Genomic DNA, 24,872 nt, shown 5'->3' on the forward strand with positions numbered 1-24,872 from the left:
TATAATTAATCATTTGAAAAAAGATTGGCATATCGCACTATTTACCTTGGTTTATGTTTTAGTATTTCCTTTAATCTATGCACTGGGCTTTCATGATTTGAGAGGTTTTGTTTTTTTTATGCTAATTCTTATGGTTTTGAGTGCTCCGTCACTATTTGCAGTTTTAATCTTATTAGCTTTTGAACGCACCAAAAAAAGATCAATTTCAATTTATGTATATATCATTCTATCAATTGTACTATTCTCCATTTTTTTAATAATATGGAAAAATGTAGAAAGTGATCCTAAAAATATTTTTCCAATATTTGAAGAAAGTCATTTTGTACATATTACAATGTGTATAGCCTCACATATAATTGCGTTGATTACTATAGAACTCGTCAAAACATTAAACAGAAGACACGATGCCACTTAATATTGTTTTATTTGAACCTGAAATACCAAACAATACAGGTAATATTGGTCGATTAGCATTAGCTTCTGGATCAAAATTACACTTAGTAAAACCTTTTGGTTTCGAGTTGAGTGATAGCAGGCTCAAACGGGCTGGATTAGATTACTGGCAGCATCTAGATGTGACTATCTATGACTCTGTTGACGACTTTTTTAAAGTAAATGCCAATGGAAACTTTGCATTTTTCTCAAGCCATGGCTCGACATCGCATTGGGAAATCCCGTTTGAAAACAATTTGTTTCTTATCTTCGGAAAAGAATCGGTTGGTTTACCAAAATCAATAATTGAACAATACAAGACTCAGCTTTATAAAATACCTTTATATAGCAAGCACATAAGGAGTTTAAACCTTGCAAATGCGGTGAGTATTGTGATTTATGAAGGGTTAAGACAGCTACAATAGCAAATACATGTTATCCAAATATTTTAGGGTTTTTTCCGAATACTTTCAAATCGCATTAGGTATAGTTCTTGCCAGTATTGGTCTAAAAGCTTTTTTGCTTCCAAACGGATTTTTGGATGGTGGCGTCACAGGAGTTGCACTTTTAATTCGCACTCAAGTTGATATCAGCTTGTCTTATTTGTTAATCGCTTTAAGTATCCCGTTTTTAATTCTGGGTTATTACACTGTCTCAAAACGAATTGTCGTTAAATCTATTATTAGCATCTTGGGATTAGCTCTTTTCATCCATTTTGAGAACTTTGACACCATAACTGACGATAAGTTCCTTATCTCAATTTTTGGAGGTTTATTTCTTGGATCAGGTATTGGAATTGCTATTAGAAATGGTTCTGTTTTAGATGGATCTGAAATTTTAGGCGTATTTATAAATGATCGATTTGGTGTTAGTATTGGAAAAGTAATTCTCCTTTTTAACGTGATTTTATTCTCTATAACCGCTTTTATTATATCAACAGAAGTAGCCATGTATTCGATTCTCACTTATATTGTTACAGCCAAGGTGACCGACTTGGTCATTGAAGGTTTTGAAGATTTTATAGGAGTCACTATCGTCTCAAAAGAATTCGAGCAAATTAAAGTGGCTATCATTAAAGAACTTGGCGCTGGTATGACCCTATATAAAGGAAAAAAGGGCTTTGGTAGTACAGGTGAAATACAAGACTTTGATATTATTCATACGATCATTAATCGTATTGATATTAAAAAAATATACCGAATAGTATCTAAAATAGACAAAGATGCATTCATAGTAGAGTTTGACGTCAACAATGTGCGAGGTGGTGTTTTGCGACGTTATCTCAATAAAAAGAAAGACAAAAAACTCCCATCGTTCCTATCTGAACAACAACTCTAATTAACATAACTTCTTTAAAATATTCTAAGTTATTTGTTACATTTGAATATGAGACGCTTGAAAAACATGAACGTATTGTTTTTTGGACTAACACTTGTACTGAGTTTAGTCTCGTTCTCTGGTACTGCACATAATATACCAAACAAATCGGTAACAACTGCTTTAGTAGTTGAAGACTATCAACCAGAAACACGCTTTTCAATTCAATTTCAAAAGGCAAAAAAGATTCTGAGTTTTAGCTTTGATATTTATTACAAATTTTCATTTTCTAATTATAAATACACACAGAATTTAAATGCCCAAACCTTGTATAAATATTATACGAACAGTGCTTTTTTTATAAGATTGGAAAAACTTCATATGGAGTCGTACACTCCCAAAAACAACAAAATAGTTTATAATAATTTCATAGTGTAATTTCAGTAATCATCAATCTTTGGTTGATGACACACTTATTTTTAACTGCATCACATTTCTGTAGATGCCTTATTCACTTATACTATGAAAATAAAAAAAACATTAAGGTTAATAGCCTTAATTTTTATAATTGTTTTAGCTTGTATTGTCCCATTTCCGATGCAATTCAACCAAAAAGATAATTTACCCAAAGACCTTATAGAACAGGTCGAAAAAAGAGAAGAAGAGGACGACGAAGATATATCTAAAGAATTATTTTAAAATAATTATGACTAAATTTAATAACTCACAAACACAACTTAACATGAAAAAATTAATACTACTATTATTTACAATTCCCTTTCTTGCGTTTCATTCTGTAGATACTGAAGTTAGCATTATAGGAAAATGGAAAGGTGAAGACAAAGGTGATATTGGCTTTGTGCATTTTGACAAAGAAGGCTATGCTCTATTTGAAACTGGAGACCAAAAAATAGGAGGAAAAGAATTTATTATGAAAGGTCAAAAAGCTAAAATGACCTATAAATTAAATACAAGCACAAAACCTATGGAGCTTGATTTTATCATTACCATTCTAGAAACTAATGAATCTAATAAAATATTTGGTATTGTAGAATTTGAAAATGAGAACAAAATGCATTTGGCAGTAGGGTTTGGTGGCTCTGCAAGACCAACTGAGTTTGATGACGAGAACTCCATTTACTTCTTTAGAGAAGAGTAGTTATCGCTGCTTATTTTTGAGCATTGTTAAATACATCTGTTCAACTTTCGTTCTTGCCCAAGGTGTTCGTCTTAAAAACTTCAAACTAGATTTTATTGATGGATCATGAGTAAAACAGCGAATATTGACCTGATAACCCATGTATTCCCATCCATAATGGGCTTGTAACTCGGTAACTATTTGTTCGAGTTTTATACCATGCAATGGGTTGTTCTTTTGCGCAGTCATTATAATTTCTCTACTAAACTTTTGATTTTAACTGCTTTTTCAAAATGATCTAATTGATGTGTTTCAATCCACCAGATTGCAGCTTCCATTAATAACTTTGGATTGTCATTTTTATTCTTGAAAAAAGCATAAAAAGAAACACCCACGTTATCGCCTTTTTGCGCAATCTTTTTATTGCAAACTTCTATTATTTTTTGCTTTAAAACCTCAGTCATGCTAATTACGTCTATCCTTGCGATTTCTAGAATTATTATTGTTTTTATTTCTACGATTTCTATGTCGCTCAGGGTTTTTTGAATTGGGATTTCTAGAATTACGGCGTTGTCTATTTTGACCTGGTTTAATTGGCTCTGTTGAAGCATTCGGATCTGGTTCAAAGCCTTCGACAATATCTACTTCAATTCGTTCTCCAATAAGTTTCTCTATGCTTTTTAAATACGAGGTTTCGTCTGCACTCACTAAAGAAATAGCTTGTCCGTTTGCTCCTGCTCTTCCTGTTCTACCTATTCTATGCACGTAATCTTCAGAAATATTAGGCAATTCGAAATTCACCACATGTGGTAATAACGGAATATCTAATCCTCGTGCTGCAATATCTGTCGCTACCAATACACGAACACTTCCATTTTTAAAGCCTGCTAAAGCTTTAGTTCTTGCGCCTTGACTTTTATTTCCATGAATAGCTGCTGCACTAATTCCAGCAGAGATCATTTTTTTTGTTAAACGATTGGCCCCATGCTTGGTTCTTGTAAATACTAATACTTGTTTCCAATTTCCTTCGGAAATAAGCTTAATGATAAGTCCGGTTTTTTTGTTTTTAGCCACGCGATACACTTTTTGTGAAATGGCATCTACTGTAGAATTCTCCGGAGTAGCTTCAACTTTAACAGGATGATTCAAAATCCCATTAGCAAGTTTTCTGATATCTTTTGAAAACGTAGCTGAAAACATCAAATTCTGACGTTTATCTGGCATCAGTTTCATCACGCGTTCAATATCTCTTAAAAACCCCATATCTAACATACGATCGGCTTCATCAAGCACAAATATCTCAACGCGTTTTATGGATAATAAATTTTGATTTTGCAGGTCTAATAATCGACCAGGTGTGGCTACCAAAACATCAACACCTCGTCGTAACGTAGCTACTTGTGGTTTTTGATTTACACCACCAAAGATAACAGCGCTTTTAATATTTAAAAACTCACTATAGTCTTTAACACTTTCATAAACCTGAGCAGCTAGCTCTCTTGTCGGTGTTAAAATCAAAGCACGTATAGGTCTAAACTTAGCCTTAGGATTCTCTGATAAGTAATGTAATAATGGTAACGTAAAACCTGCAGTTTTACCTGTTCCTGTTTGCGCCGAAGCTAAAACATCTCTTCCTTCTAAAACAGGCGGAATCGCTTTTTCTTGTATTGGACTAGGTGATGTGTATCCTTTTTTGCTAATTGCTTTTAACAAGGCATCAGATAAGCCTAAAGATTGAAATGACATAAAAATTATTTGGGCCAGTAAAAGGCATTTGAGATGACCATTTAATTAAAATATCACCTCTGTTATTTTGAGCAAAGGTACTGTTAATTTAATGGTTAACTCTATATATTTGATTTAGTTAAAAAAATAATCCGTTTATGGTTTTGCCTAGATGTTGAATAGTTAACTTTGTGCAAAGCATTGTTGTTATTTTTACGCTTAATGAGATTAGTTACACTAGACGATTTTAGAGATACTTTTTTTAAAGGAAAACAAAGAGGTTGGGATTTTATTCTTTCAAAATTCAACTTGCGTAATAGTGAACGTACAAAAAGCGCATTCAATAGTTCGGCTAGCATTAGTGCTAATTGGTGGGAAATTCCATATGTAAAAAAAAGATGGAATAAATTGATGACCAATGACGAGCATCAAAACTATAAACAATATCTTGTTGCAGAGGCTCTCAAAGATGCTTCTAACTTAAAGCTATTGTCGTTAGGAAGTGGTACTTGTAGTCATGAAATAGAATTGGCTCAATATAATAATTTTGAAAAAATAACCTGTCTCGACCTATCGGAATATAGAATCTCTGAAGCAAAAAAAACCGCCGAGCAAAAACAGTTAAACAACATAGAGTTTATTTGCTCTAATATTGATGATTTTAATTTTAAAGACGATCATTATGATATTGTTCTATTTAATGCTTCACTTCATCATTTTAAAAATGTAGACGCTTTATTATCTAAAAAAATTAAACCTTGTTTAAATACATCTGGACTGCTGGTGATTAATGAATATGTTGGCCCTAATAGACTGCAATTTTCAAGACTGCAAATACAGAAGATCAATGAAGGGCTTAGATTAATTCCAAAGACATTCAGAAAACGCTACAAATCATCATCCCATAAAAATAGTTTCTCTGGTTCGGGGCTTTTAAGAATGGTTATTGCTGATCCTTCAGAATGTGTAGACTCGGAAAGTATAATCCCTTCAATTCACAAGCATTTTGATCGTGTTGTTGAGAAGTCTTATGGCGGAAATATTTTAATGAATGTTCTTAAAGATATCTCTCACCATTTTATTGATTTAAATGATGAAAAGAAAAAAGCCTTAGATGCTCTTTTTGAATTTGAAGACGACTATTTAAAAAACAATCCTTCCGATTTCATATTTGGTATTTACAAAAAACCAAACCATTAGTTTAAGTTTTAAAAAAACTCCCGATACTGTAGCACTCTAAAATCAAACGTATTGAATTTAGGATTCCTTGCCTTGAGTTGTTTGTATAGAGGCAACCTACTTATAGAAATATTTGCAGCACCAGATCCTGAAGTTAGCGATACTGTTTTAATAGGTCTACCATCAAGATTAAACTCATGAACTCTAGGAATCTCATTTGAGACTAGATCTAACTTTTTATCATACGTTTTAAGGTGTCTTCGGAAGAAATATTCTGGTCCGTTTTTACTATTTCCACCAGTAAATAAAAGCGTATTAATATTTGGAAATTGTTTTAAATACCCAACAACATCTCTCAGTATAATATCTTTCATGCCTAAATCTGAAGCATCTATTTTCTCACGTTTAGCACTTTCAACAATATCACAAACACCAATTTTATTTGCAATTAAAAATGCTTTGCGCTCATCAATAGCTTCTTGAGAATTGTCATATCTAAGACCAAGCTGATGGATTTCATCAATAAATAACCACAATGAATTGTAATAACTTCCGTAGCAAAAATTAACATCCTTTTCAAGTAATTCTCCTGTGCTAAAACGTGGAGGAGGCAACGTACCTACAATAAGTTTAGTCGTATTGTCCTGGATAAAAGGTTTGTAAGGATGTTTGTGAAGAAACACGTTCTACTTGATATTAAATTTTATTTTTCGTATTTTATAGTAAACCAAATAACTTAAAACCATGGGAAAAGGTGACAAAAAAACTAAGCGTGGAAAAATACACAGAGGCACTTTTGGTGTGAGACGACCACGGATAAAAAAACGTCCAAAGACCGAAGATAAAATCAAGCCAGGAAAAAAGGCCTAATTATCTTGTAAACACAAGTTCTGTTTCACTTGACAGGTCTTCTGAAAAACGATAGTTTTCATAATTAAAACCTTTGACATCATCAATGGTTTTAGCATTTGTATCAATAATATATCGTGTCATATAACCTCGTGCTAATTTAGCAAAGGTCATAATTGTTTTATATTCTCCATTTTTAAAATCCTTAAAGTTTGCTGTAATAACAGGTACTTTTAGAGCTTTGGTATCTATGGCTTTAAAATACTCGTTACTAGCAAGATTAAGAAACACTTCATCATCTTCAAGTTCCTCATTTAAAGCTTGAGTGACTTTCTTTTTCCAGAATTCGTATAAGTTTTTATTTTTTCCGACGGGAAACTTGGTTCCCATTTCCAAACGATATGGTTGAATTAAATCTAAAGGTTTAAGTACGCCATATAATCCCGAAATGATTCTTACCGTATCTTGAAGCTTATCTATTTTTTTTGCATCTATATTGTAAGCATCCAGACCTCTATAAACATCACCACTAAAGGCATAGATTGCTTGTCTGGCATTATCTTGAGTAAACGGTAAGTGCCATTCTTGATTACGTTCATAATTTAACTGCCCTAAATTATCAGAGATCTTCATCAATTTAGATAAACTCTTAGCAGATTTTTTCTTCAACAACTTATTTAAACGTAAAGCTTCATTTAAAAAACAAGCTTCGGTTGTTTTAGTTGTTGGCAACTTACTATCGTAGTCTAATGATTTTGCTGGAGAGAGTACGAGTTTCATATATTATATTTTTCGTTAACTAAATTACAATAATTCTTTAATTTTTCAGATTAAAGATACAACGATATACTCATATAAGATTAGACGTATTAATGCTAAATCTAATACAGTAATAATTAAAATTTATAGCTCTTATTTTTGAATTTCTTCTGAAACGACTTCCCACTCAAAATTAAGGTATAAATCACTTCTCGCATCTAAAGGGTTTTTTGAGGTTTTGATAATTTCTAACTTATCTGCTATAAGTTTTTCGTTAGTTTCTACATCTCTTATTAAACTATTGTGTTGGGTAGTTTTAGAGTTTCTATGTTCTTTATGTACAATATTTGAGTACGTATACAAATAGAACTTAGTTCCTAAAGCCTTTTGTTGATGATAGAAAAATATATCTTCATAACCATAATGTCCACAAAACTCTTCGTCAACTCCATTGGTTTTCATGTAAATAGACTTGGTCATAAAAAACACATTAACATGAGGTCTAACTTTTTGTAAATTAGAAATGGTATTAAACTTAAATACTGAATTGCCTGGTAATTTATAATCTGTTAGTCTACCTAAAAGATTTTCGGGAAATAAGATGTCTAAATCTGTTACTATGATATGTTCAGATTTGGCATATTTTACACCTAGATTTCGCGCACCTCCTTGATTCCAGGTAATATCCGATGTCACTCTTAACAGCGTATAATTTAATACGATATCTTCGGGAATTTCAATTGGGGTTTTTGAATGATCATCTACAAAAACAAAATGAATTTTATTTAAAATATCTCGACTATAACTACTATATATACTAATGAGTTCTTGTAATGGGTTAGATTTATTATCTTCTAAATAAAACTGAACAACATAGCTTAGCTTAATTTCATTAGCATCATGCCCTTGATTTTGAATATTGTCAACAAATGCTTTATGTGCTTCAGTATCTAAAAACTTCGTGCTATCCCAAAGTGAAATATCAGCATTATGATATCCAAATTGCCCATTCCAACTGTCATTTTCTACACTAAATTTTTGAGCAATATCTACAGGAGCAAATTGAATACCTTCAGATTCTAAATGCGACCGATATGTTTTACATATTTTTAAATCCTCGGGATGGTACTCTTTGATGTGATTATCAGCACTCAGAACTTGTAATAACTTCTTAGACCTTAGACTAAAACCACCATTTCCCATTCCCCAAAAAACAGGAGCTCCGATATAATCGTAATTTAAAAAGTCTTCAGACCAACGATTTGGATTAAGTAGAAAACCATCATATTGAAAAATTAATACGAACTCGGTATCTACATACTTATCAAGATCTTTAATCATAAATTGACTATAAGCTTCAATAGAATCAATTTGAGGAATTTGAACTATCCTAGAATCATTAGACTCTAAATGTGTTAATAGCTTAACTGATTTAAAATTGACAAATTTTTGCGAAATATCTGCAGCTAGTATTAACCTATTAATATCAATACAATCAACACCTAATAATGTAACCTTATCTAAATTAAGCATTGGCATTCATATTATGATTAATATTAGGATACGGATAAAACACATCTAATTGCTCTAAAGCCTTGAAGGTCTCATTAAATTGTGTTGGCATAGCCTGAATGTTAATATCCTTATCGGTTAAGTTATTCGCTAAAAATTTACGACTTTCAAAATCTTTAATTTCTAACAAATATTCGTTGTCTTTACTTTTAAATATATAACTCTCTCCTTCTATTATGACTTTAAAATCTGGATTTAATATGTATAACTGCGTAGGCGACTTAAATATCTTATTAAGTAATTTTAGTAGCTGAAAGAGCATCTTTTTTGGAAGTACTTTATTTAAGCACACTTTATCATTGCAATTTATAATAACGTCGTAATTACATTTCAAATTACAATTCCCTCTCTTGCCCCATATTAATTCAACATTTTCAGAAAAGGCGCCCCACGATCCGGGACCAGTTGGCCCATAAATTGTAAGTATTGGTATATTAAATGCACCTGCTAAATGTGTAATCCCAGCATCATTTCCTATATGAAATTGAGCTCCAGAAACCTCATGTGCCACCTCATCTATGTCTCCGGTAATGAGCTCATAATCAAGTGTTGTATTTTCAAAATAAGGTTCTGGATTAGGATCATTAGGACCAATAATAATTTTTGCTTTTAATTTCGGATAATGACTATGAATTAACTCAATCAAATGCGCATAATAATCTATTGGCCAGGCTTTTAAAATGAATCCAGCTCCTGGGTGAACAGTATAAAATAACTCTGAAGCTTCCCGTCTTTCGAAATAAGGATAAGGGTCTTTTGTTTTAGTAATATCTGGAAATTCAGAAACGATCCCATCTTTATAATGTTCGATAGAATGTTGCTTTACTTTTTTATGTGTATGATAAACAATTTGTGGTTGCTTCTCAAGATCATTATTAAATCTTGGATAATTACCAAGCTCAATAACAGTATCATATTCAGATTCATTTGTTGTAGTCTCATCAATAACAGTGATGCCTTTCAAATGAGTTTTGAAAAGATTAACTAGTCGTGGCTGCGTGGCGTAAGTCACCTCTCTAAACTGCTGTTTTAGCATATAAAGCGTCGGGATAGTAAAAAAAATATCGCCTATCCCTCCATAACTTTTATAAACTAGAATAGATGTATTAGTAGCGCTTTTAAGAGAGCTCATTTTTAAAATTTTTGATTTGTTAAAAGTAAGGGAAGATTAACAAATATGTTTTTTAACTAAAAGTGTTTTTTAAATTACACATCGTTGTATAACTTAAAAAACACTAAATATCTAGAATTAAAATTCTATTATCGTATTAAATTCTTTTGAAGAGTATTAGTAACCACCGTCGTAGTAACCGTCATCATAATAACCATCGTCGTAGTAACCATCGTCATAATAGCCATCATCATAGTAACCGTCGTCATAGTACCCATCATCATAGTAACCATCATCAAACATTCCATTGTCATCGTCGTCAGAATCTGTTGAACAAGATACTGCAGACAATCCAACTATACTGGCTACTGAGGTTATCATTAAGGTTTGTCCTGATTTCTTTATAAAGTCTCTTCTCTTCATTTTTTTGAACTAAATTTCTTACACAAAAATAGCATTTTTTTTTAATTACAAAATTAAATTTTACTTCGCATCTTGGTGCTTAGCATAATGCCTCCATTTCTCTATACATTGTTGCATATCATCTGGAACTGGTGAATCAAAACTAAGTTGTTTTCCTGTCTTTGGATGCTTAAATCCTAAAGTTTTAGCATGGAGAGCTTGTCTAGGCAACACTCTAAAACAGTTTTCAACAAACTGCTTATACTTAGAAAAAGTAGTCCCTTTTAAAATTCGGTCGCCGCCATAACGTTCATCATTAAAAAGTGTATGACCAATATGTTTCATATGCACACGTATTTGATGTGTACGCCCTGTTTCTAACTTACAAGATACAAGAGTAACATAACCTAAGCGCTCAATGACTTTATAATGCGTAATGGCTGCCTTACCTTTATCTATATCATCACCTTCAAACACAGTATTTTGCAATCTATTTTTAGGATGTCGCCCTATATGTCCTTCAATCGTTCCTTCATCTTCGGTAACATTTCCCCAAACTATGGCGATGTATTCTCGATCACTAGTTTTATCAAAAAATTGCTTAGATAAATGAGTCATAGACTCTTCTGTTTTAGCAACAACTAAGAGACCGCTTGTATCTTTGTCTATACGATGCACTAGACCTGGTCGCTCACTTGAGTTATTTGGAAGATTTTCAAAATGATAAACTAGTGCATTGATCAACGTTCCAGAGTAATTGCCGTGACCAGGATGCACAACCATTCCTGCAGGTTTATTAAGCACTAATAACTCATCATCTTCATAGACAATATCCAACGAAATATTCTCTGGCGTCAATAAATACTCATATGGCGGATGTTCGAAAAGCACACGAATCTGGTCAAATGGTTTCACCTTATAATTTTGCTTTACTGGTGTATCATTAACATATATACTTCCACCTTTCGCAGCAGTCTGAATTTTATTTCGTGTTGCATTCTCAATACGATTCATCAAATATTTATCAATACGAAGTGGCGCTTGACCTTTATCTACTGTAAAAGCGTGATGTTCGAACAACTCGTCGTCATTCTGATTAATTGATGTATCTTCTGTGGTCATTAATTAGATCCGCGTTTTCCATTTCCTAAAACAACGTCAATTTCTGAAGTAAGTGGAAGCAATTTTCCAGCTTCGATTGTCTCTCCTTTAAATTTAATAGAAATGACCTCGTCTTTTCCTATATCATCAACGTAAGTTATTTTTCCAACTTTAAAACCTAGTGTTTCAAGTGTTGGTTTGGCCTGACGAAAGGTTCGACGCACCACATTAGGAACCGCAACTTTGCGATATCCTGAAGGGTTTAGAGTTAGATATATCTTTCTATCTTCTTTGACCTGTACTCCTGCTTTGGGATACTGTTCAATAACAGAATATTTAGGATACTTTGGATTATAATTAGCAGAATCCTGAATTTCCATTACTAAGTCGTTATCATTGAGTTCAATCTCAACAGTTTCAAGTGTTTTACCTTTTAAATCAGGAACTTTAATAAATTCTCCATGATTGGTCGTACTTTTTAACCACTGCATTGTCAAGAATAATATGACAATAATGGCCACGAAGGCTAATCCCAATTGTTTGAAAAATGTTTTACTCTTAAGAAACTGTATAAAACTCATGCGAAAAAATTGCTGTGCGACAAATATATAAAAACGAAAGCGTTTTTTTTGTGGGTTTAATATGCTATTTTAGCTTAACTCGATTTACGACATATTATTGTTAAATAAGATATACGTTAGAATATAAACAAAAAGATTTCCACATCAGCGCACTAGACTTATGAAAAAAAATATTGCCATCATTATGGGAGGATTTTCCAGCGAATATGAAATTTCTCTTAAAAGCGGACAAGTCGTTTATGATACCTTGGACAAGTCAAAATACAATGCTTACCGTATTCATATTTTTAAAGAAAAATGGGTTTTTGTTAATGATCTTAATGAAGAGTTTCAAATAGATAAAAATGACTTTTCGATACTTGTCAATGAAACACGAATTACTTTTGATTGTGTCTTCAATGCCATTCACGGTTCTCCTGGTGAAGACGGATTTATGCAAGGCTATTTTGAATTACTGCAAATTCCGCATACCAGTTGTGGCATGTATCAAGCAGCTTTAACCTTTAATAAAAGAGATTGTTTAAGCGCATTAAAACCCTATGGCATTAAAACCGCTGAATCCTTTTTTGTCAATTTAGGAGATGCAATTGATGAAGACGCCATTATTGATAAAGTTGGGCTACCTTGTTTTGTTAAAGCCAATAGAGCAGGTAGTAGTTTTGGCATTACTAAAGTGTATAAGAAAGATGAACTTCAACATGCTCTTGATGTAGCCTTTAAAGAGGATGATGAAGTAATCATAGAAGCATTTCTTGATGGCACAGAAGTTTCTGTAGGTGTTATAAACTATAAAGGCGAAACGAAAGTTTTACCTATTACCGAAATTGTCTCTGATAATGATTTCTTTGATTATAAAGCCAAATATCTAGGTGAATCACAAGAAATTACTCCAGCACGAATTGATAATGATAAAGCTAAAAAAGTAAGAGTTGTTGCCAAAAAAGTCTACGAGGTTTTAAAATTAGAAGGTTTTAGCCGAAGTGAATATATTTTCAAAGATGGCGAACCTCATCTATTAGAAGTGAATACGGTCCCTGGTTTAACCGCCGCAAGTATTTTGCCTCAACAAGCAGCCGAAGCTGGTATAAGCTTGAATGAATTATTTGAAAATGCTATTGAATCTTCTTTAAAATAGCATCATGATCCTTTGGGGAAAAAGAGAAAAAAAGTTGAAGGAGGGCAGGTTACAGCAAGTCACATGTCCTGAATGTCACAGTTTGACTTCAATGCATTATATCGTATTTGGAAGATATATTGATGTATTCTGGATTCCTACGTTTCCGATAGGCAAAAAAAAGATTATAGAATGTGATAAATGCACAGAACAGTTTTTTTTAAAAAATCTCCCACAACCCATTAAAGCTAAATTTAAAACTGAAGTATCAACGCGACATTCGATTTGGTCATTTAGTGGTTTAGTAGCTATTATATCTCTAATTTCTTTATTGATTTTTGTTGTGGTTAAAGATGATATAAATGATAAGAACTATATAAATAATCCTATGATTGGAGATGTTTACACGATTAAACTTGAACGAAAAGACCGTTACACAACCATGAAAATTACTGAAATCACTCAAGATAGTATTATTGTGATATACAATATAGAAAGTACGCCCAGGCGAGCAAAAATTTACAGTATCGATAAAGCTAAAAATTATATGGAGTTTTCAAAAGATCGTTTTTCCAAACAAGATATTAAAGACTTATATCATGAGAAATTTATCTATGAAGTTGATCGGCACTAGTTATAGCTACGGCAAATTAAAACAGAATTGTATCTTTATCCTATGAAACGAGCAATTTTCCCTGGGTCATTTGATCCAATCACACTTGGTCACTACGACATCATAAAACGTAGTGTAAAACTTTTTGATGAAGTTATTGTTGCCATTGGTATCAATGCCGAAAAAAAATACATGTTCTCTCTTGAAGAACGGCAACAATTTATTGAAAATGCTTTTAAAGATGAACCAAGTGTAAAGGTCGTGACATATAAAGGGCTTACTGTAGACTTTTGCAAGAAAAACAATGTTGAATTTATCTTAAGAGGCTTACGAAATCCAGCAGATTTTGAGTTTGAAAAAGCTATTGCTCATACTAATAGGGATTTAGCACCTATCGAAACTGTATTCTTATTAACAGCTGCAAGCACATCGTATATTTCTTCTTCAATTGTAAGAGATGTGATAAGGAATGATGGTGATTATACAAAGTTAGTACCAAAAAGTGTTAGGATAAATAAGTAATTTTCGTTCACTTTTGGGTATAAAAAAAGCATCAGATTTGATAGGCCTTTAGGGACAACAAAATTAACTGACGCTCTTTTATAAAAATTGATTAATAGCAAGACGAATATATGACTTACTTCGAGGTTCTGTATGATTTTTTCGACAAGAAGCAATTAAAAAAGATTAAGCGTAATCTTACAAAAATTACGCCTAATTATAATTTTAATAACAATATTCCTTTTTCAAGATTGCTTTTGCCTTCGTCTAAGTCAAGTTGAAATTACAAATTGTAAGTTCTAAAATTGGATATGAGGAAACCTAGATTTTAGTAGGTCTTTTTTTTTATCAAGCTCTTTAATAAATGTTTGATGTGCATCAGATTCTGAATGAAACGGTCGATGTGTTAATCCTTTTTGAATAACCTCTACAGCATTCATTGTGGTTTGAGCATCCTCAGAAATCCAAGTGGACTGAAAACGTTCCCATATATAATCTACAGCTAAGGAACTTGGATGCACCATATCTTCACTATAAAATCTATAATCGCGAAGTTCATCCATCATAATTTCATATGACGGAAAGTAGTAGTTGTGATGTCTAGGTTCTACTATCTGATGAATTGCAGCAATTAAATGTGATTTGCTCTGAGTGTTTTCGATAAAACCGTCTTTTGTATGTCGTACAGGAGATACTGTAAATAGTATTGAAATTTTGGGATTGATATTTCTAATTAAAGAAATAATAGCATCTAATGAAGCCGATATGTGTTCGACAGATAACAGTTCTTTTAAGAATTTTTTCTGCGGAACTTTATGACAATTCGCCACAAGTGTATCTGTTTCTATAAAGCGATAAGCCCAAGCAGTTCCTAATGTAATGATTACATGAGAAGCTTCTTTTAAAAATTGATGTGTCTGTTTAATATGAGCATTTAAATCTTGAAGAAGGTGTTCTTCGGAGGTATGACTCAAACGAGAATGTGCATCAAAAGAATGCCATTGCTCATTATAAAAAAAGATATCGTCTTTAGTATACTTTTTTTCATTAATCACATTGGTGACCAACGTCTCAATAGCCAAAGGGTGAAACAGAATTCCAAACGGGTTTTGTAGTTTCTGAAATTTGAAATACGCAAACTTGTCTCCTATATTCTCAGAAAAACACGAGCCTAACAGCAACACTTTAGAGTTGTAATCGATTAGATTAAACGATTGTGGCTGTATTGGTATTTTGGTTTGAAGATTCAATTCATCTAATTTAAATAATCCTTGGCTGCTTTAAGAGCTTCATCAATTCCTTGTGGGTTTTTCCCTCCTGCTGTCGCAAAAAATGGCTGACCGCCACCGCCTCCTTGGATATGCTTACCAAGTTCTCTAACAATGGTTCCTGCGTTCAAGTCTTTACTAGCTACCAATTCTTTAGATATATAGCAGGACAAAATAGCTTTACCATTATGTTCTGCACCAAATAATAAGAATAAATCATTAAACTGGCTTCCAAGTTCGAAGCATACATCTTTAATTCCTGCTGCATCTAAATCTAATTTCTTAGCTAAAAATTGTACACCGTTTACCTCAGTTAATTCACTTTTTAAATCGCCTTTTATAGACTTAGCTTTTTCTTTTAACAAGGTATCAATCTGCTTTTTTAAACTTGCGTTTTCATCTTGAAGACTTTGCAAGGCTTTTACAGGTTCTTTGGCATTGTTAAGCATATCTCTCATTTCAAAATATGCTCTATTATTTTCATGGTAGAAGTCTTTTACAGCATCACTTGTAATAGCTTCAATACGACGAATACCAGCAGCAACTGCGCCTTCAGATACAATTTTGAAATGCCAGATATCACCTGTATTTTTCACATGGGTTCCACCACATAACTCTATCGATTGTCCAAAACGAACTGCACGAACAGTATCACCATACTTTTCACCAAATAAAGCCATAGCGCCATCGTCAATAGCTTGTTGCATTGGAATATTACGTTGTTCTTGTAATGGTAATTTCCCTTCAATACGTCTGTTTACAAAATTTTCTACATCTCTAAGTTCTTCAACAGTTAATTTAGAAAAATGAGAAAAATCAAAACGTAAATATTTTGAATGTACAGCAGATCCTTTTTGCTCTACATGCGTTCCTAAAACCTCACGAAGTGCTTGATGTAATAAATGTGTTGCTGTATGATTACATTCGGTTCTATAGCGCTGTTTAGCATCTACCGAAGCTTTGAATGTTTCATTGATATGTTTAGGCAAACTTTTAGCAAAATGAATCGCCACATTATTTTCTCGTTTGGTATCGATAATGTAGACCACATCACCATGAGCATCTTCTAAATAGCCTTTATCACCTACTTGTCCGCCACCTTCTGCATAAAACGGTGTCATATTAAATACCAACTGGTACAATTCTCCATCTTTCTTAGAAGTCACCTTTCGGTATTTGGTGATCTTTACTTTTGCTTCTAAAGCATCATAACCTATAAACTCCTGCTCTTCATCTTCAATAAGAACTGTCCAATCATCAGATTTTAGCTCTGATGCTTGTTTACCGCGTTCCTGCTGTTCTTTAAGCTTCTTCTCAAAATCCTCAGCATTGTAAGTAAATCCTTTTTCACGAAGGATAAGATCTGTTAAATCCTCTGGAAACCCATACGTATCTTTAAGCTCAAATACCTTTGCACCAGAAATCTCTTTAGTCTTTGCATTTTCTACGATACGATCTAAAAGAATCAAACCTTGCTCAAGTGTTCTTAAAAAAGACGTTTCTTCTTCTTTAATTACATTTTCTATAAGTTGTCGCTGTTCCTTTAATTCTGGAAATGCCTTACTCATTTTCTTAACGAGTACATCAACCAATCTATAAATAAAAGGTTCTTTTTTATCTAAAAATGTGAAGCCATAACGTACCGCACGACGTAAGATTCTACGAATCACATAACCAGCTCCAGTATTACTTGGCAATTGGCCATCTGCAATAGAGAATGCTACCGCACGAACATGATCTGAAATAACACGAATGGCAACATCTACCTTGTCATTTTTACCATAATCTTTATCAGTAATGGTTTCAATCTCACGAATAATTGGTGTGAATACATCTGTATCATAGTTAGATTGTACACCTTGTAATACCATACACAAGCGCTCAAACCCCATTCCTGTATCAATATGTTTTTCAGGTAAATTTTCAAGTGATTTATTTGCTTTACGATTGTATTGCATGAATACCAAATTCCAAATTTCGACCACTTGAGGATGGTCCATATTGACTAGTGACTTTCCGTCAACTTTTGCTTTATCATCTTCAGAACGAATATCAACATGAATCTCGCTACAAGGTCCGCAAGGCCCTTGTTCTCCCATTTCCCAGAAGTTATCTTTCTTATTCCCCATCAGGATACGATCTTCTGGAATAAATTCTTTCCAGATATCATAAGCCTCTTGATCCATTGGCAACTTATCTTCATCATTACTTCCTTCAAAAACAGTGACGTAAAGTATGTCTTTGTCTATGCCGTACTTTTCAGTTAGTAACTCCCATGCCCAAGCAATAGCTTCCTTTTTAAAATAATCCCCAAAACTCCAGTTTCCAAGCATTTCAAAAAGTGTATGGTGATAGGTATCATATCCAACTTCTTCGAGATCATTATGTTTCCCTGATACACGAAGACATTTTTGTGAATCTGTAAGACGGTTATTCTTAGGTTGTGCATTTCCGAGGAAAAACTCTTTAAAAGGTGCCATTCCAGAATTGACAAACATTAAGGTTGGATCATCTTTTAAAACCATTGGCGCTGAAGGCACTATGCTGTGTTTTTTTTCTTCAAAGAAATTTAAAAAAGTATGTCGAATGTCTTGAGACTTCATAATCAGTTGTTAAGTACCTTGTTCTTATTTAATTCCTTTAAATAAGAAACAATTTATATATTTGTGTTACGTTCTATTATTCTTGCAAAAATAGAATTTTTTAAGATATGTCTAAAGTAAAATATTATTACGATTCTGAAACACTCTCTTATCGCAAAATAGAGCGTAAGAAAGGGAATACCATTAAGTATGGATTTATATTTTTACTAGCAGCTGGACTTTTTGGATTTCTTATTGTTTTTGTAGCGAGTCAGTTCATTGAATCTCCAAGAGAACGTGCTTTAAAACACGAGCTTACCAATTTACAATTACAGTACGATTTATTAAATAAGCAAGTTGATAATGCCTTTGCAGCCCTAGAAAGTGTAGAGGAGCGTGACAATAATATTTATCGTTTATATTTTGAAGCTAATCCAATTCCTGAAGAACAACGACGTGCTGGATTTGGTGGTGTTAATCGCTATAACAAATATGAAGGGTTTGATAATTCTAAATTGATTATAACAAGTAATAAACGTATCGATCAGCTTCAAAAAGCCATTGTAGTGCAGTCTCGATCTTTAGATGAAATTGCAATTCTCGCTGAAGACAAAGAAAAGTTTTTAGCATCGATTCCAGCCATACAACCAGTTAAAAATGAAGATTTAAAACATATGGCCTCAGGTTATGGTTATAGAACAGATCCGTTTACAAAGGTTCGTAAATTTCATTTTGGTATGGATTTTACGGCTCCTCGAGGCACTCCTGTTTACGCTTCGGGTGATGGCGTTGTAAAACGTGCCGATAGTAATTCTTCTGGATATGGAAAGCATATTAGAATTGATCATGGCTACGGTTACGTATCATTATATGCGCATTTGTACAAATACAATGTCAAGGCCAATCAAAAAGTAAAGCGTGGCGATTTAATAGGTTATGTAGGAAGTACAGGGCGATCTGAAGCACCACATTTACACTATGAAGTTTTTAAGGATGGAGAACGGATTAACCCTATAAATTTTTACTACGGAAATTTGACTGCGGAAGAATACGCACGATTATTAGAAAAGGCATCATTAGAAAATCAATCTTTAGACTAAGACTATGCATATTGAACTTCCTGAAAAACGTTACTATGGCATTGGCGAAGTCGCTAAAGCTTTCAATGTTAATACGTCATTAATACGGTTTTGGGAGAAGGAATTTGATGTTTTAAAACCCAAAAAAAATGCCAAAGGAAATCGAAAGTTTACGCCTGATGACATTAAGAACCTGAAGTTTATTTATCATTTGGTAAAAGAACGCGGCTTCACACTTGAAGGTGCAAAAACTCATCTCAAAGAAGGAAAAAAGCAATCGCTAAACACCTATGAAATCATAGAAAAACTAGAAGGTGTAAAAGCACAACTCATTAAAATAAAATCACAACTTTAAAACGATATCATTATGAAAAAGTGGCTACCATGGATTATTATAGCAATAATTGCAATTGGATTATATTCTAAAGGCTCTGGTTTCTATAATAAAGTAATTGCAGAAGAAGAGAATATTGGAGAACAATGGTCTAAAGTTGAGAGTGCTTATCAATTGAGAAGTGATTTAATTCCTAATTTAATGAAGATTGCAGAACGCTATGCTGAATATGAACAAGAAACATTTAAAAGTGTAACAGATGCAAGATCCAAAGCAACAAGTATTCAAATTGATCCATCCAATATTACTCCAGAACAACTAGAACAATTTAAGCAAGCTCAAGGCTCTATGACTTCAGCATTATCAAGACTTTTGGCAGTGTTTGAGAGGTATCCAGATTTAAAAGCTAATGAAAACTACAAGGAAGTCATGAACTCATACGATAGAGTTGAAAAACGCATAAAGGTGGAACGTGATCGCTTTAATGAAGCTATAACTCCTTATAATAATTTAGTTAGAAAATTTCCAAATAACTTATATGCTTCAGTATTTGGTTTTGAAAAGAAATCACGATTTGATGGGGATGATGGAATTGAAGTTGCACCAGATGTTAATGATAGCATTAGAGAATAGCAATCATGTCTAATATTGAAGATTTCCTAACAACCTCTGAAGAAGAAGAGATTATTAATGCCATACGAAAAGCAGAGTATAGTACATCAGGTGAAATTCGAATCCATATTGAACATGATTCTGAGCTTGAGCCTCTTGAACGTGCCATGGAAGTTTTTCATTATCTAAAAATGGACAATACCAAACTTCAAAATGGGGTGTTAATATATGTAGCCGTAGATATCAAAACGTTTGTTATCTATGGTGACAAGGGTATTAATAATGTCGTTCCAACACATTTTTGGGATAGTACAAAAGACATCATGCAATCGCATTTTAAAGCAAATCGGTTTAAACAAGGACTTATTGAAGGCGTCCTTAAAGCAGGAGAGCAACTGGAAAAACATTTTCCCTGGATTCATGGAGATGCTAACGAATTACCCAATGAGATTTCAAAAGGATAAATGCTAAAACTGAAACATACTATAATCATTGTTCTTATAAGCTGTATAAGTAGCTTATCCTATTCTGCCTTTGCACAGTATGATGTCCCATCTATTCCAAAAAAACAAACCAGTGTTTATGATGATATAAATCTTTTAACACCCTCACAGAAAATTAATCTTGAGGAAAAATTGATTCGTTACTCTGATACAACCTCAACTCAAATTGTTGTGGCTATCGTAAGTACGCTTAATGGTGACGATATCACTTTAGTTGGTGCTGAATGGGGTCAGAAATGGGGAATTGGTCAGGCCGATGAAGACAATGGAATACTTATTTTATTAGCTAAGGATGATAGAGAAATTGACATTAATACGGGTTATGGAATTGAATACAGATTGAGTGATATTGATGCTGAGCGTATAATTAATAGAATTATTATTCCTGAATTTAAGAAGGGAGATTTTTATAGCGGTCTTGATAAAGGTACAGACGCCATATTTCAAATACTAAATGGAGAGTTTGAAGGAACAATTCAAAACAATTCAACAAGATTCCCTTTTGAAATTTTTATTTTTTTATTCATCATTTTCATCATATTTGTGATCGCCATTTCAAAGAATAGGCGCAATGGTGGTAATAATGGAGGTGGACGTCGAACCAATGGCACAAGTATTTTGGATGCCATTATATTGAGCAACATGGGACGAGGGAGTTATGGTGGTAGTAGTTCCAGTGGAGGCATCTTTGGAAGTGGCAGTTCTTCAGGCGGAAGTTTTGGAGGTGGTGGCTTTAGTGGTGGTTTTGGAGGCGGCGGCTTCGGTGGAGGTGGCGCTTCTGGAAGTTGGTAGTAGCATGAGAAAATTAGCATTCATAATAGTCATAATTTTTTGCTTTTCATGTAACACAAAAACTGGTGTCGCTGTAGATTACAGCTTACTTCCTAAAAACGAAACCCACAAGGTAGTTCTTGATCTATCTCACGTTTTTAGCGACCTACAAATAGATAAGCTTTCAAAAAAAATCATTGATTATGAGGACAGAACCACTAATGAGATAGCTGTTTTAACCGTAGATTCAATTTTACCTTTTGAAGATATACACACTTATAGCTCTGCTATTGGAGATTATTGGGGCGTTGGCAAAAAAGACAAAGACAATGGATTGGTTATCGTTTTGCGAAAAAACCAAAAACACATATGGCTATCAACTGGTCATGGCACAGCTAAAATACTTTCCGATTCTATTTGTCAAGACATTATCGACAACACTATGATTCCATACTTTAAAGACGGTGATTACTACTTAGGGATTTATGAAGGTTTGGATCGTATCATGAAAACATGGTATTAATCAAAAAAGATAAAGCTGTTTTTATCGACTTCACCTTTTGAACCAAGACTATTAAATTTCCAACTAAAACTCAACATAAAGTATTGTTGTAGTACAGTACTTTGTCTATCCTCTATATAGTTTTGCGTCGCACGACGTCTGGCATTTGTATTTTGATTGAGTAAATCATAGATCTTCAAGGTCATTACAGCATTATCTTTCATAAAAGAATAGGCTAATGTAGAATTCCAAAACCAAGCACTTTTCTGAAAGCCTGGCGCAACATTTGGATTATAAGCAAAATCGATGGTGTTAGTCCACTCAAAATTCTTTGGTACGTAGGTGGTAAAATTTAAATCTAGATCATGTCTTAAAAAATCAACATCTTCAAAAGCTTCAATATCATAAGTGTTTTTCGTAAATGACATTCGGTATCTTGGTCTAAACTCCATTATTTTTTTCCAATTAAAACGCAAACCAATACTTGGTGTTAATGATGTCACACTACTCTTATATTGAACTTCATTATTGAAGTTGATATTTCGGTTGTAACTGGCAGACACTCCAATATCATACTTGATTGTTCTTAATGAATCTGCCTTAAAACTCTTACTATAATTGATGTTTCCAAAGGCATTATAATTTCCATTAACGTTTGCATAGGTCGTAGTTCTCTTTAGAGTTTCAGGATCTACAATGGTTCTAGATACGACTTGATTGTTTGTGAAATTAATACTCGCATAACTATAAACGCCTGTTTTTTTCTGAAAATCAAACGAATTATATCCCATATACAAACGGTGTCTATTAGTTGGCTCTAAATTTGGGTTACCTGTGATCGTATTTAAAGGATTTGATACATCTTGAAATGGTTGTAATTGTGATAAATTTGGAGGTGAATTGTTTAAAGAATAGCCACTAAACATAGATGATTTTGGACTAAACCTGTAATTAAAATTTGAGCGCAATTGTATCGCTTGAAAATTTCGCTTAAGACTTAATTCTGGCCTTAAGAAATCTTTGTTCTCTAGGGTTCTAAACACATAACTTGATGTGATACTTGTTGACCATTTCTCTTTTCTGAGTGTTAATTTAATTGATGGCGTATTCTCTTGATTGAAGTATTGAAAATCTGTACTTAAATCAAAATTGAAATCTTCATATAAATTAGTCACGTCATCTCGGTCAAATGTGCTTCTTAAATTGGTTCGTTTTTCATCTCTAAAACTATATTGGAAATCTAAAAATAGTTCCTTAGCCTTTAGTGGTAATCTATATGTAGATGACAACCTTAATGTTTTGTTTTCGGTTTCAGAATCTGTAAACTGATCTCTTATAATATCATCATCTGCAGTATTGAAAAAGTTAGTTTCTGAAGTCAAAAAATCATCAGAATCATTTTTATTAATACTATTATAGAACTCAAATTTTAGAAAAGCACCATTGTTTCCGAAGCGTTTTGTGAGATCAAGATCGGTTGCGAAATTTTGCGCATTACTTTGCACAAAAGAACCTGTTGTTGATTGATTGGTTAAGTCATCATTTTCATCTCGCGTTTCTTCATCCTGAGAAAAAGATGTATTAGATGTTGACCATCGAAATGATGGATTAATGTTAATTAAAAATGTTGAATCGACTTCAATGTCAAACCCTAAATTAGCACTGTGATTCTGCCCATCATTTACAGATCGTGATCTAGAATCTGAAAAGAATCTAGAATCTGGTAAGATATTCTCGCGTTGGGTCAATGTTTCATTTTCAGAATCGCTTCCAGAGTAAAAATAATCGGCTGTCACTTCAATATTCTCAGTGAGTTGATCTGCATAATTTGCACCAGCATTTTGCGACGTGGTAATCCCTTGTCCGCCTCCAAATGAGCGTCCACTAATATTAAACGACCCATTACTTCTCACCGAAAAGCCTCCTGAGTTACCAAACATTTTTTGAATTTCACCAAAGCTAAACCCTGGAGAGTTGGTATTGTTACCACCAGCTAACACACTAATGCGTCTATCATTATCAAAAAGATTGACCATACCAGCCAATTCATAGCGTTCATCTGTTCCAGCTCCTGCGGCGACTCGACCAAAAACCCCTTTATTGTTCTCTTCTTTTATAGTAAGGTTTATCGTTTTATTTTCTTTATCACCTTCTTCTCCCGAAAACGCCTCAGATTTAGATTTCGTGTCTGTTATTTGAACCTTTTCAATAATGTCCTTGGTTAAATTACGTGTTGTAATGGTTGGATCATCTCCAAAGAAAGGCTTTCCATTCACTAAAATTTTATTCACATCTTTCCCATTAACCTTAATCTTGCCTTCTTCGTCCACCTCAACCCCAGGTAATTGCTTTAGTAGATCTTCTACATTGGCATCTTTTTTAGTTTTAAAAGAAGCTACATTAAACTCAAGGGTATCTTTCTTTACAGTTATAGGTGCTCTAGATTTTATTACAACCTCATCTAACGTATTACTAATTTTTAATTCGATCGTTTGTAAATCAATACGCTCTTTATCAATAAGAATTTTTTTCACATACGTTTGATAACCAACATAATCAATAAACAAATTGAGTTTATCGTCATAGGTTTCGTTAACGAGCTCAAATTTCCCATCCTTATCAGAAATAGTGTAGGTTACTAAACTGCTATCTTTGACACGTTCTAAATAAATAGTCGCAGATTCTAATGGTTGTTTATTGTCTTCGCCAACAATGGTTCCAGAAACTTTAAAAGATTTAGATTGTGAAAACGAAAGAGATACGCTTAAAAGTAATATGAAAAAAAATAATTTCTTCATGAGGTTGATTGATGATTAATAGCTTTTTC

Annotated in this window: 30 protein-coding genes; 17 read left to right on the forward strand and 13 right to left on the reverse strand. The window is 33.2% G+C overall.

Features of this window, described 5'->3' with window-relative positions:
• Positions 1–13: 13 nt before the first annotated feature.
• The 6 genes from Q0783_RS12500 (at position 14) to Q0783_RS12525 (ending at position 2,908) form a co-directional block, all read left to right on the forward strand.
• The gene (locus Q0783_RS12500; protein WP_298895642.1) at positions 14–415 is read left to right on the forward strand and encodes a hypothetical protein; all 402 of its coding nucleotides are present in this window, start codon (positions 14–16) and stop codon (positions 413–415) included.
• Positions 405–857 carry a tRNA (cytidine(34)-2'-O)-methyltransferase gene (locus Q0783_RS12505; RefSeq protein WP_298895644.1) on the forward strand — a complete coding sequence of 151 codons (453 nt, stop codon included), beginning with the start codon at positions 405–407 and terminating at the stop codon, positions 855–857. The genes Q0783_RS12500 and Q0783_RS12505 overlap by 11 nt, the downstream gene beginning before the upstream one ends.
• Positions 858–864: 7 nt before the next feature.
• The gene (locus Q0783_RS12510) at positions 865–1,770 is read left to right on the forward strand and encodes a YitT family protein (RefSeq protein WP_298895646.1); all 906 of its coding nucleotides are present in this window, start codon (positions 865–867) and stop codon (positions 1,768–1,770) included.
• A 66-nt stretch (positions 1,771–1,836) separates the two neighbouring features.
• A complete protein-coding gene (locus Q0783_RS12515; RefSeq protein WP_298895649.1) occupies positions 1,837–2,187 on the forward strand; it encodes a hypothetical protein in 351 nt (116 codons plus the stop codon).
• 84 nt (positions 2,188–2,271) lie between these two features.
• Complete coding sequence (locus tag Q0783_RS12520; protein WP_298761581.1) at positions 2,272–2,448, forward strand: hypothetical protein; 177 nt, start codon at positions 2,272–2,274, stop codon at positions 2,446–2,448.
• Positions 2,449–2,491: 43 nt separating this feature from the next.
• Positions 2,492–2,908 (forward strand): hypothetical protein, encoded by a 417-nt coding sequence (locus Q0783_RS12525; protein WP_298895651.1) that lies wholly within the window; start codon positions 2,492–2,494, stop codon positions 2,906–2,908.
• On the opposite strand, the gene Q0783_RS12530 is transcribed toward Q0783_RS12525, so the two are convergent.
• The 3 genes from Q0783_RS12530 to Q0783_RS12540 are packed head-to-tail and all read right to left on the reverse strand — an operon-like array spanning position 2,909 to position 4,633.
• Positions 2,909–3,136 (reverse strand): VF530 family protein, encoded by a 228-nt coding sequence (locus Q0783_RS12530; RefSeq protein WP_298895653.1) that lies wholly within the window; start codon positions 3,134–3,136, stop codon positions 2,909–2,911. It lies immediately after the preceding gene.
• The gene (locus tag Q0783_RS12535; RefSeq protein WP_298895655.1) at positions 3,136–3,351 is read right to left on the reverse strand and encodes a DUF6500 family protein; all 216 of its coding nucleotides are present in this window, start codon (positions 3,349–3,351) and stop codon (positions 3,136–3,138) included. Before Q0783_RS12535 ends, Q0783_RS12530 begins: the two co-directional genes overlap by 1 nt.
• Position 3,352: 1 nt before the next feature.
• Positions 3,353–4,633, reverse strand: coding sequence for a DEAD/DEAH box helicase (locus Q0783_RS12540; protein ID WP_298895656.1), 1,281 nt, complete (start codon positions 4,631–4,633; stop codon positions 3,353–3,355).
• 201 nt (positions 4,634–4,834) lie between these two features.
• On the opposite strand from Q0783_RS12540, the gene Q0783_RS12545 reads away from it, so the two are divergent.
• Positions 4,835–5,812 carry a class I SAM-dependent methyltransferase gene (locus tag Q0783_RS12545; RefSeq protein ID WP_298895658.1) on the forward strand — a complete coding sequence of 326 codons (978 nt, stop codon included), beginning with the start codon at positions 4,835–4,837 and terminating at the stop codon, positions 5,810–5,812.
• An 8-nt stretch (positions 5,813–5,820) separates the two neighbouring features.
• Here Q0783_RS12545 and Q0783_RS12550 read toward each other — a convergent pair whose 3' ends face one another.
• The gene (locus tag Q0783_RS12550) at positions 5,821–6,474 is read right to left on the reverse strand and encodes a uracil-DNA glycosylase family protein (RefSeq protein ID WP_298895660.1); all 654 of its coding nucleotides are present in this window, start codon (positions 6,472–6,474) and stop codon (positions 5,821–5,823) included.
• 61 nt (positions 6,475–6,535) lie between these two features.
• Here Q0783_RS12550 and Q0783_RS12555 point away from each other — a divergent pair, with 61 nt between their 5' ends.
• Positions 6,536–6,661: a 30S ribosomal protein THX gene (locus Q0783_RS12555; protein WP_230936504.1), complete on the forward strand. Its 126-nt coding sequence runs from the start codon at positions 6,536–6,538 to the stop codon at positions 6,659–6,661.
• Here the strand turns inward: Q0783_RS12555 and yaaA are convergent, their stop codons facing one another.
• The 6 genes from yaaA to Q0783_RS12585 all read right to left on the reverse strand — a co-directional run bounded on the left by yaaA (position 6,662) and on the right by Q0783_RS12585 (position 12,166).
• Entirely contained in the window at positions 6,662–7,420 is a 759-nt protein-coding gene (gene yaaA, locus Q0783_RS12560; RefSeq protein ID WP_298895662.1) for a peroxide stress protein YaaA, read from the reverse strand.
• A 132-nt stretch (positions 7,421–7,552) separates the two neighbouring features.
• Positions 7,553–8,932: a DUF5672 family protein gene (locus Q0783_RS12565; protein ID WP_298895663.1), complete on the reverse strand. Its 1,380-nt coding sequence runs from the start codon at positions 8,930–8,932 to the stop codon at positions 7,553–7,555.
• Positions 8,925–10,103 carry a glycosyltransferase family 9 protein gene (locus Q0783_RS12570; RefSeq protein ID WP_298895664.1) on the reverse strand — a complete coding sequence of 393 codons (1,179 nt, stop codon included), beginning with the start codon at positions 10,101–10,103 and terminating at the stop codon, positions 8,925–8,927. Before Q0783_RS12570 ends, Q0783_RS12565 begins: the two co-directional genes overlap by 8 nt.
• Before the next feature lie 156 nt (positions 10,104–10,259).
• Entirely contained in the window at positions 10,260–10,505 is a 246-nt protein-coding gene (locus Q0783_RS12575; protein ID WP_230936508.1) for a hypothetical protein, read from the reverse strand.
• A gap of 60 nt (positions 10,506–10,565) precedes the next feature.
• The gene (locus tag Q0783_RS12580; protein WP_298761558.1) at positions 10,566–11,606 is read right to left on the reverse strand and encodes an RluA family pseudouridine synthase; all 1,041 of its coding nucleotides are present in this window, start codon (positions 11,604–11,606) and stop codon (positions 10,566–10,568) included.
• Entirely contained in the window at positions 11,606–12,166 is a 561-nt protein-coding gene (locus Q0783_RS12585) for a PASTA domain-containing protein (protein WP_298761557.1), read from the reverse strand. The genes Q0783_RS12580 and Q0783_RS12585 overlap by 1 nt, the downstream gene beginning before the upstream one ends.
• Positions 12,167–12,326: 160 nt before the next feature.
• Between Q0783_RS12585 and Q0783_RS12590 the strand changes: the two genes are divergently transcribed.
• Genes Q0783_RS12590 through coaD form a run of 3 tightly spaced genes read left to right on the forward strand, consistent with a single transcriptional unit; the run spans position 12,327 to position 14,415 of the window.
• Positions 12,327–13,301: a D-alanine--D-alanine ligase gene (locus tag Q0783_RS12590; RefSeq protein ID WP_298895665.1), complete on the forward strand. Its 975-nt coding sequence runs from the start codon at positions 12,327–12,329 to the stop codon at positions 13,299–13,301.
• Positions 13,302–13,305: 4 nt separating this feature from the next.
• Positions 13,306–13,914, forward strand: a complete 609-nt coding sequence (locus Q0783_RS12595) for a zinc-ribbon domain-containing protein (RefSeq protein WP_298895666.1) — start codon at positions 13,306–13,308, stop codon at positions 13,912–13,914.
• A gap of 42 nt (positions 13,915–13,956) precedes the next feature.
• Entirely contained in the window at positions 13,957–14,415 is a 459-nt protein-coding gene (gene coaD / locus Q0783_RS12600; RefSeq protein ID WP_298895668.1) for a pantetheine-phosphate adenylyltransferase, read from the forward strand.
• 278 nt (positions 14,416–14,693) lie between these two features.
• Here coaD and Q0783_RS12605 read toward each other — a convergent pair whose 3' ends face one another.
• The gene (locus Q0783_RS12605; RefSeq protein WP_298895669.1) at positions 14,694–15,644 is read right to left on the reverse strand and encodes a GSCFA domain-containing protein; all 951 of its coding nucleotides are present in this window, start codon (positions 15,642–15,644) and stop codon (positions 14,694–14,696) included.
• Between the two features lie 5 nt (positions 15,645–15,649).
• Positions 15,650–18,265, reverse strand: coding sequence for an alanine--tRNA ligase (gene alaS / locus Q0783_RS12610; protein ID WP_298895670.1), 2,616 nt, complete (start codon positions 18,263–18,265; stop codon positions 15,650–15,652).
• 107 nt (positions 18,266–18,372) lie between these two features.
• Here alaS and Q0783_RS12615 point away from each other — a divergent pair, with 107 nt between their 5' ends.
• From Q0783_RS12615 to Q0783_RS12640, 6 genes are read left to right on the forward strand one after another with little or no spacing between them, the layout of a single operon-like run.
• On the forward strand, positions 18,373–19,344 hold the full coding sequence (locus Q0783_RS12615) for a M23 family metallopeptidase (protein ID WP_298761548.1): 972 nt from the start codon (positions 18,373–18,375) through the stop codon (positions 19,342–19,344).
• 4 nt (positions 19,345–19,348) lie between these two features.
• Positions 19,349–19,678 carry a MerR family transcriptional regulator gene (locus tag Q0783_RS12620; protein ID WP_298895671.1) on the forward strand — a complete coding sequence of 110 codons (330 nt, stop codon included), beginning with the start codon at positions 19,349–19,351 and terminating at the stop codon, positions 19,676–19,678.
• Positions 19,679–19,690: 12 nt separating this feature from the next.
• Entirely contained in the window at positions 19,691–20,290 is a 600-nt protein-coding gene (locus Q0783_RS12625) for a LemA family protein (protein WP_298761546.1), read from the forward strand.
• A gap of 5 nt (positions 20,291–20,295) precedes the next feature.
• Complete coding sequence (locus tag Q0783_RS12630; protein WP_298761545.1) at positions 20,296–20,733, forward strand: TPM domain-containing protein; 438 nt, start codon at positions 20,296–20,298, stop codon at positions 20,731–20,733.
• Positions 20,734–21,564, forward strand: coding sequence for a YgcG family protein (locus tag Q0783_RS12635; protein ID WP_298761544.1), 831 nt, complete (start codon positions 20,734–20,736; stop codon positions 21,562–21,564).
• Between the two features lie 4 nt (positions 21,565–21,568).
• Positions 21,569–22,066, forward strand: coding sequence for a YgcG family protein (locus tag Q0783_RS12640; RefSeq protein WP_298895673.1), 498 nt, complete (start codon positions 21,569–21,571; stop codon positions 22,064–22,066).
• Here the strand turns inward: Q0783_RS12640 and Q0783_RS12645 are convergent.
• The gene (locus Q0783_RS12645; protein ID WP_298895675.1) at positions 22,063–24,843 is read right to left on the reverse strand and encodes an outer membrane beta-barrel protein; all 2,781 of its coding nucleotides are present in this window, start codon (positions 24,841–24,843) and stop codon (positions 22,063–22,065) included. The genes Q0783_RS12640 and Q0783_RS12645 overlap by 4 nt on opposite strands.
• Between the last annotated feature and the right edge of the window lie 29 nt (positions 24,844–24,872).

It is taken from the genome of uncultured Psychroserpens sp., from assembly GCF_947500255.1.
In the GTDB taxonomy this organism is placed as follows: Bacteria; Bacteroidota; Bacteroidia; order Flavobacteriales; family Flavobacteriaceae; genus Psychroserpens.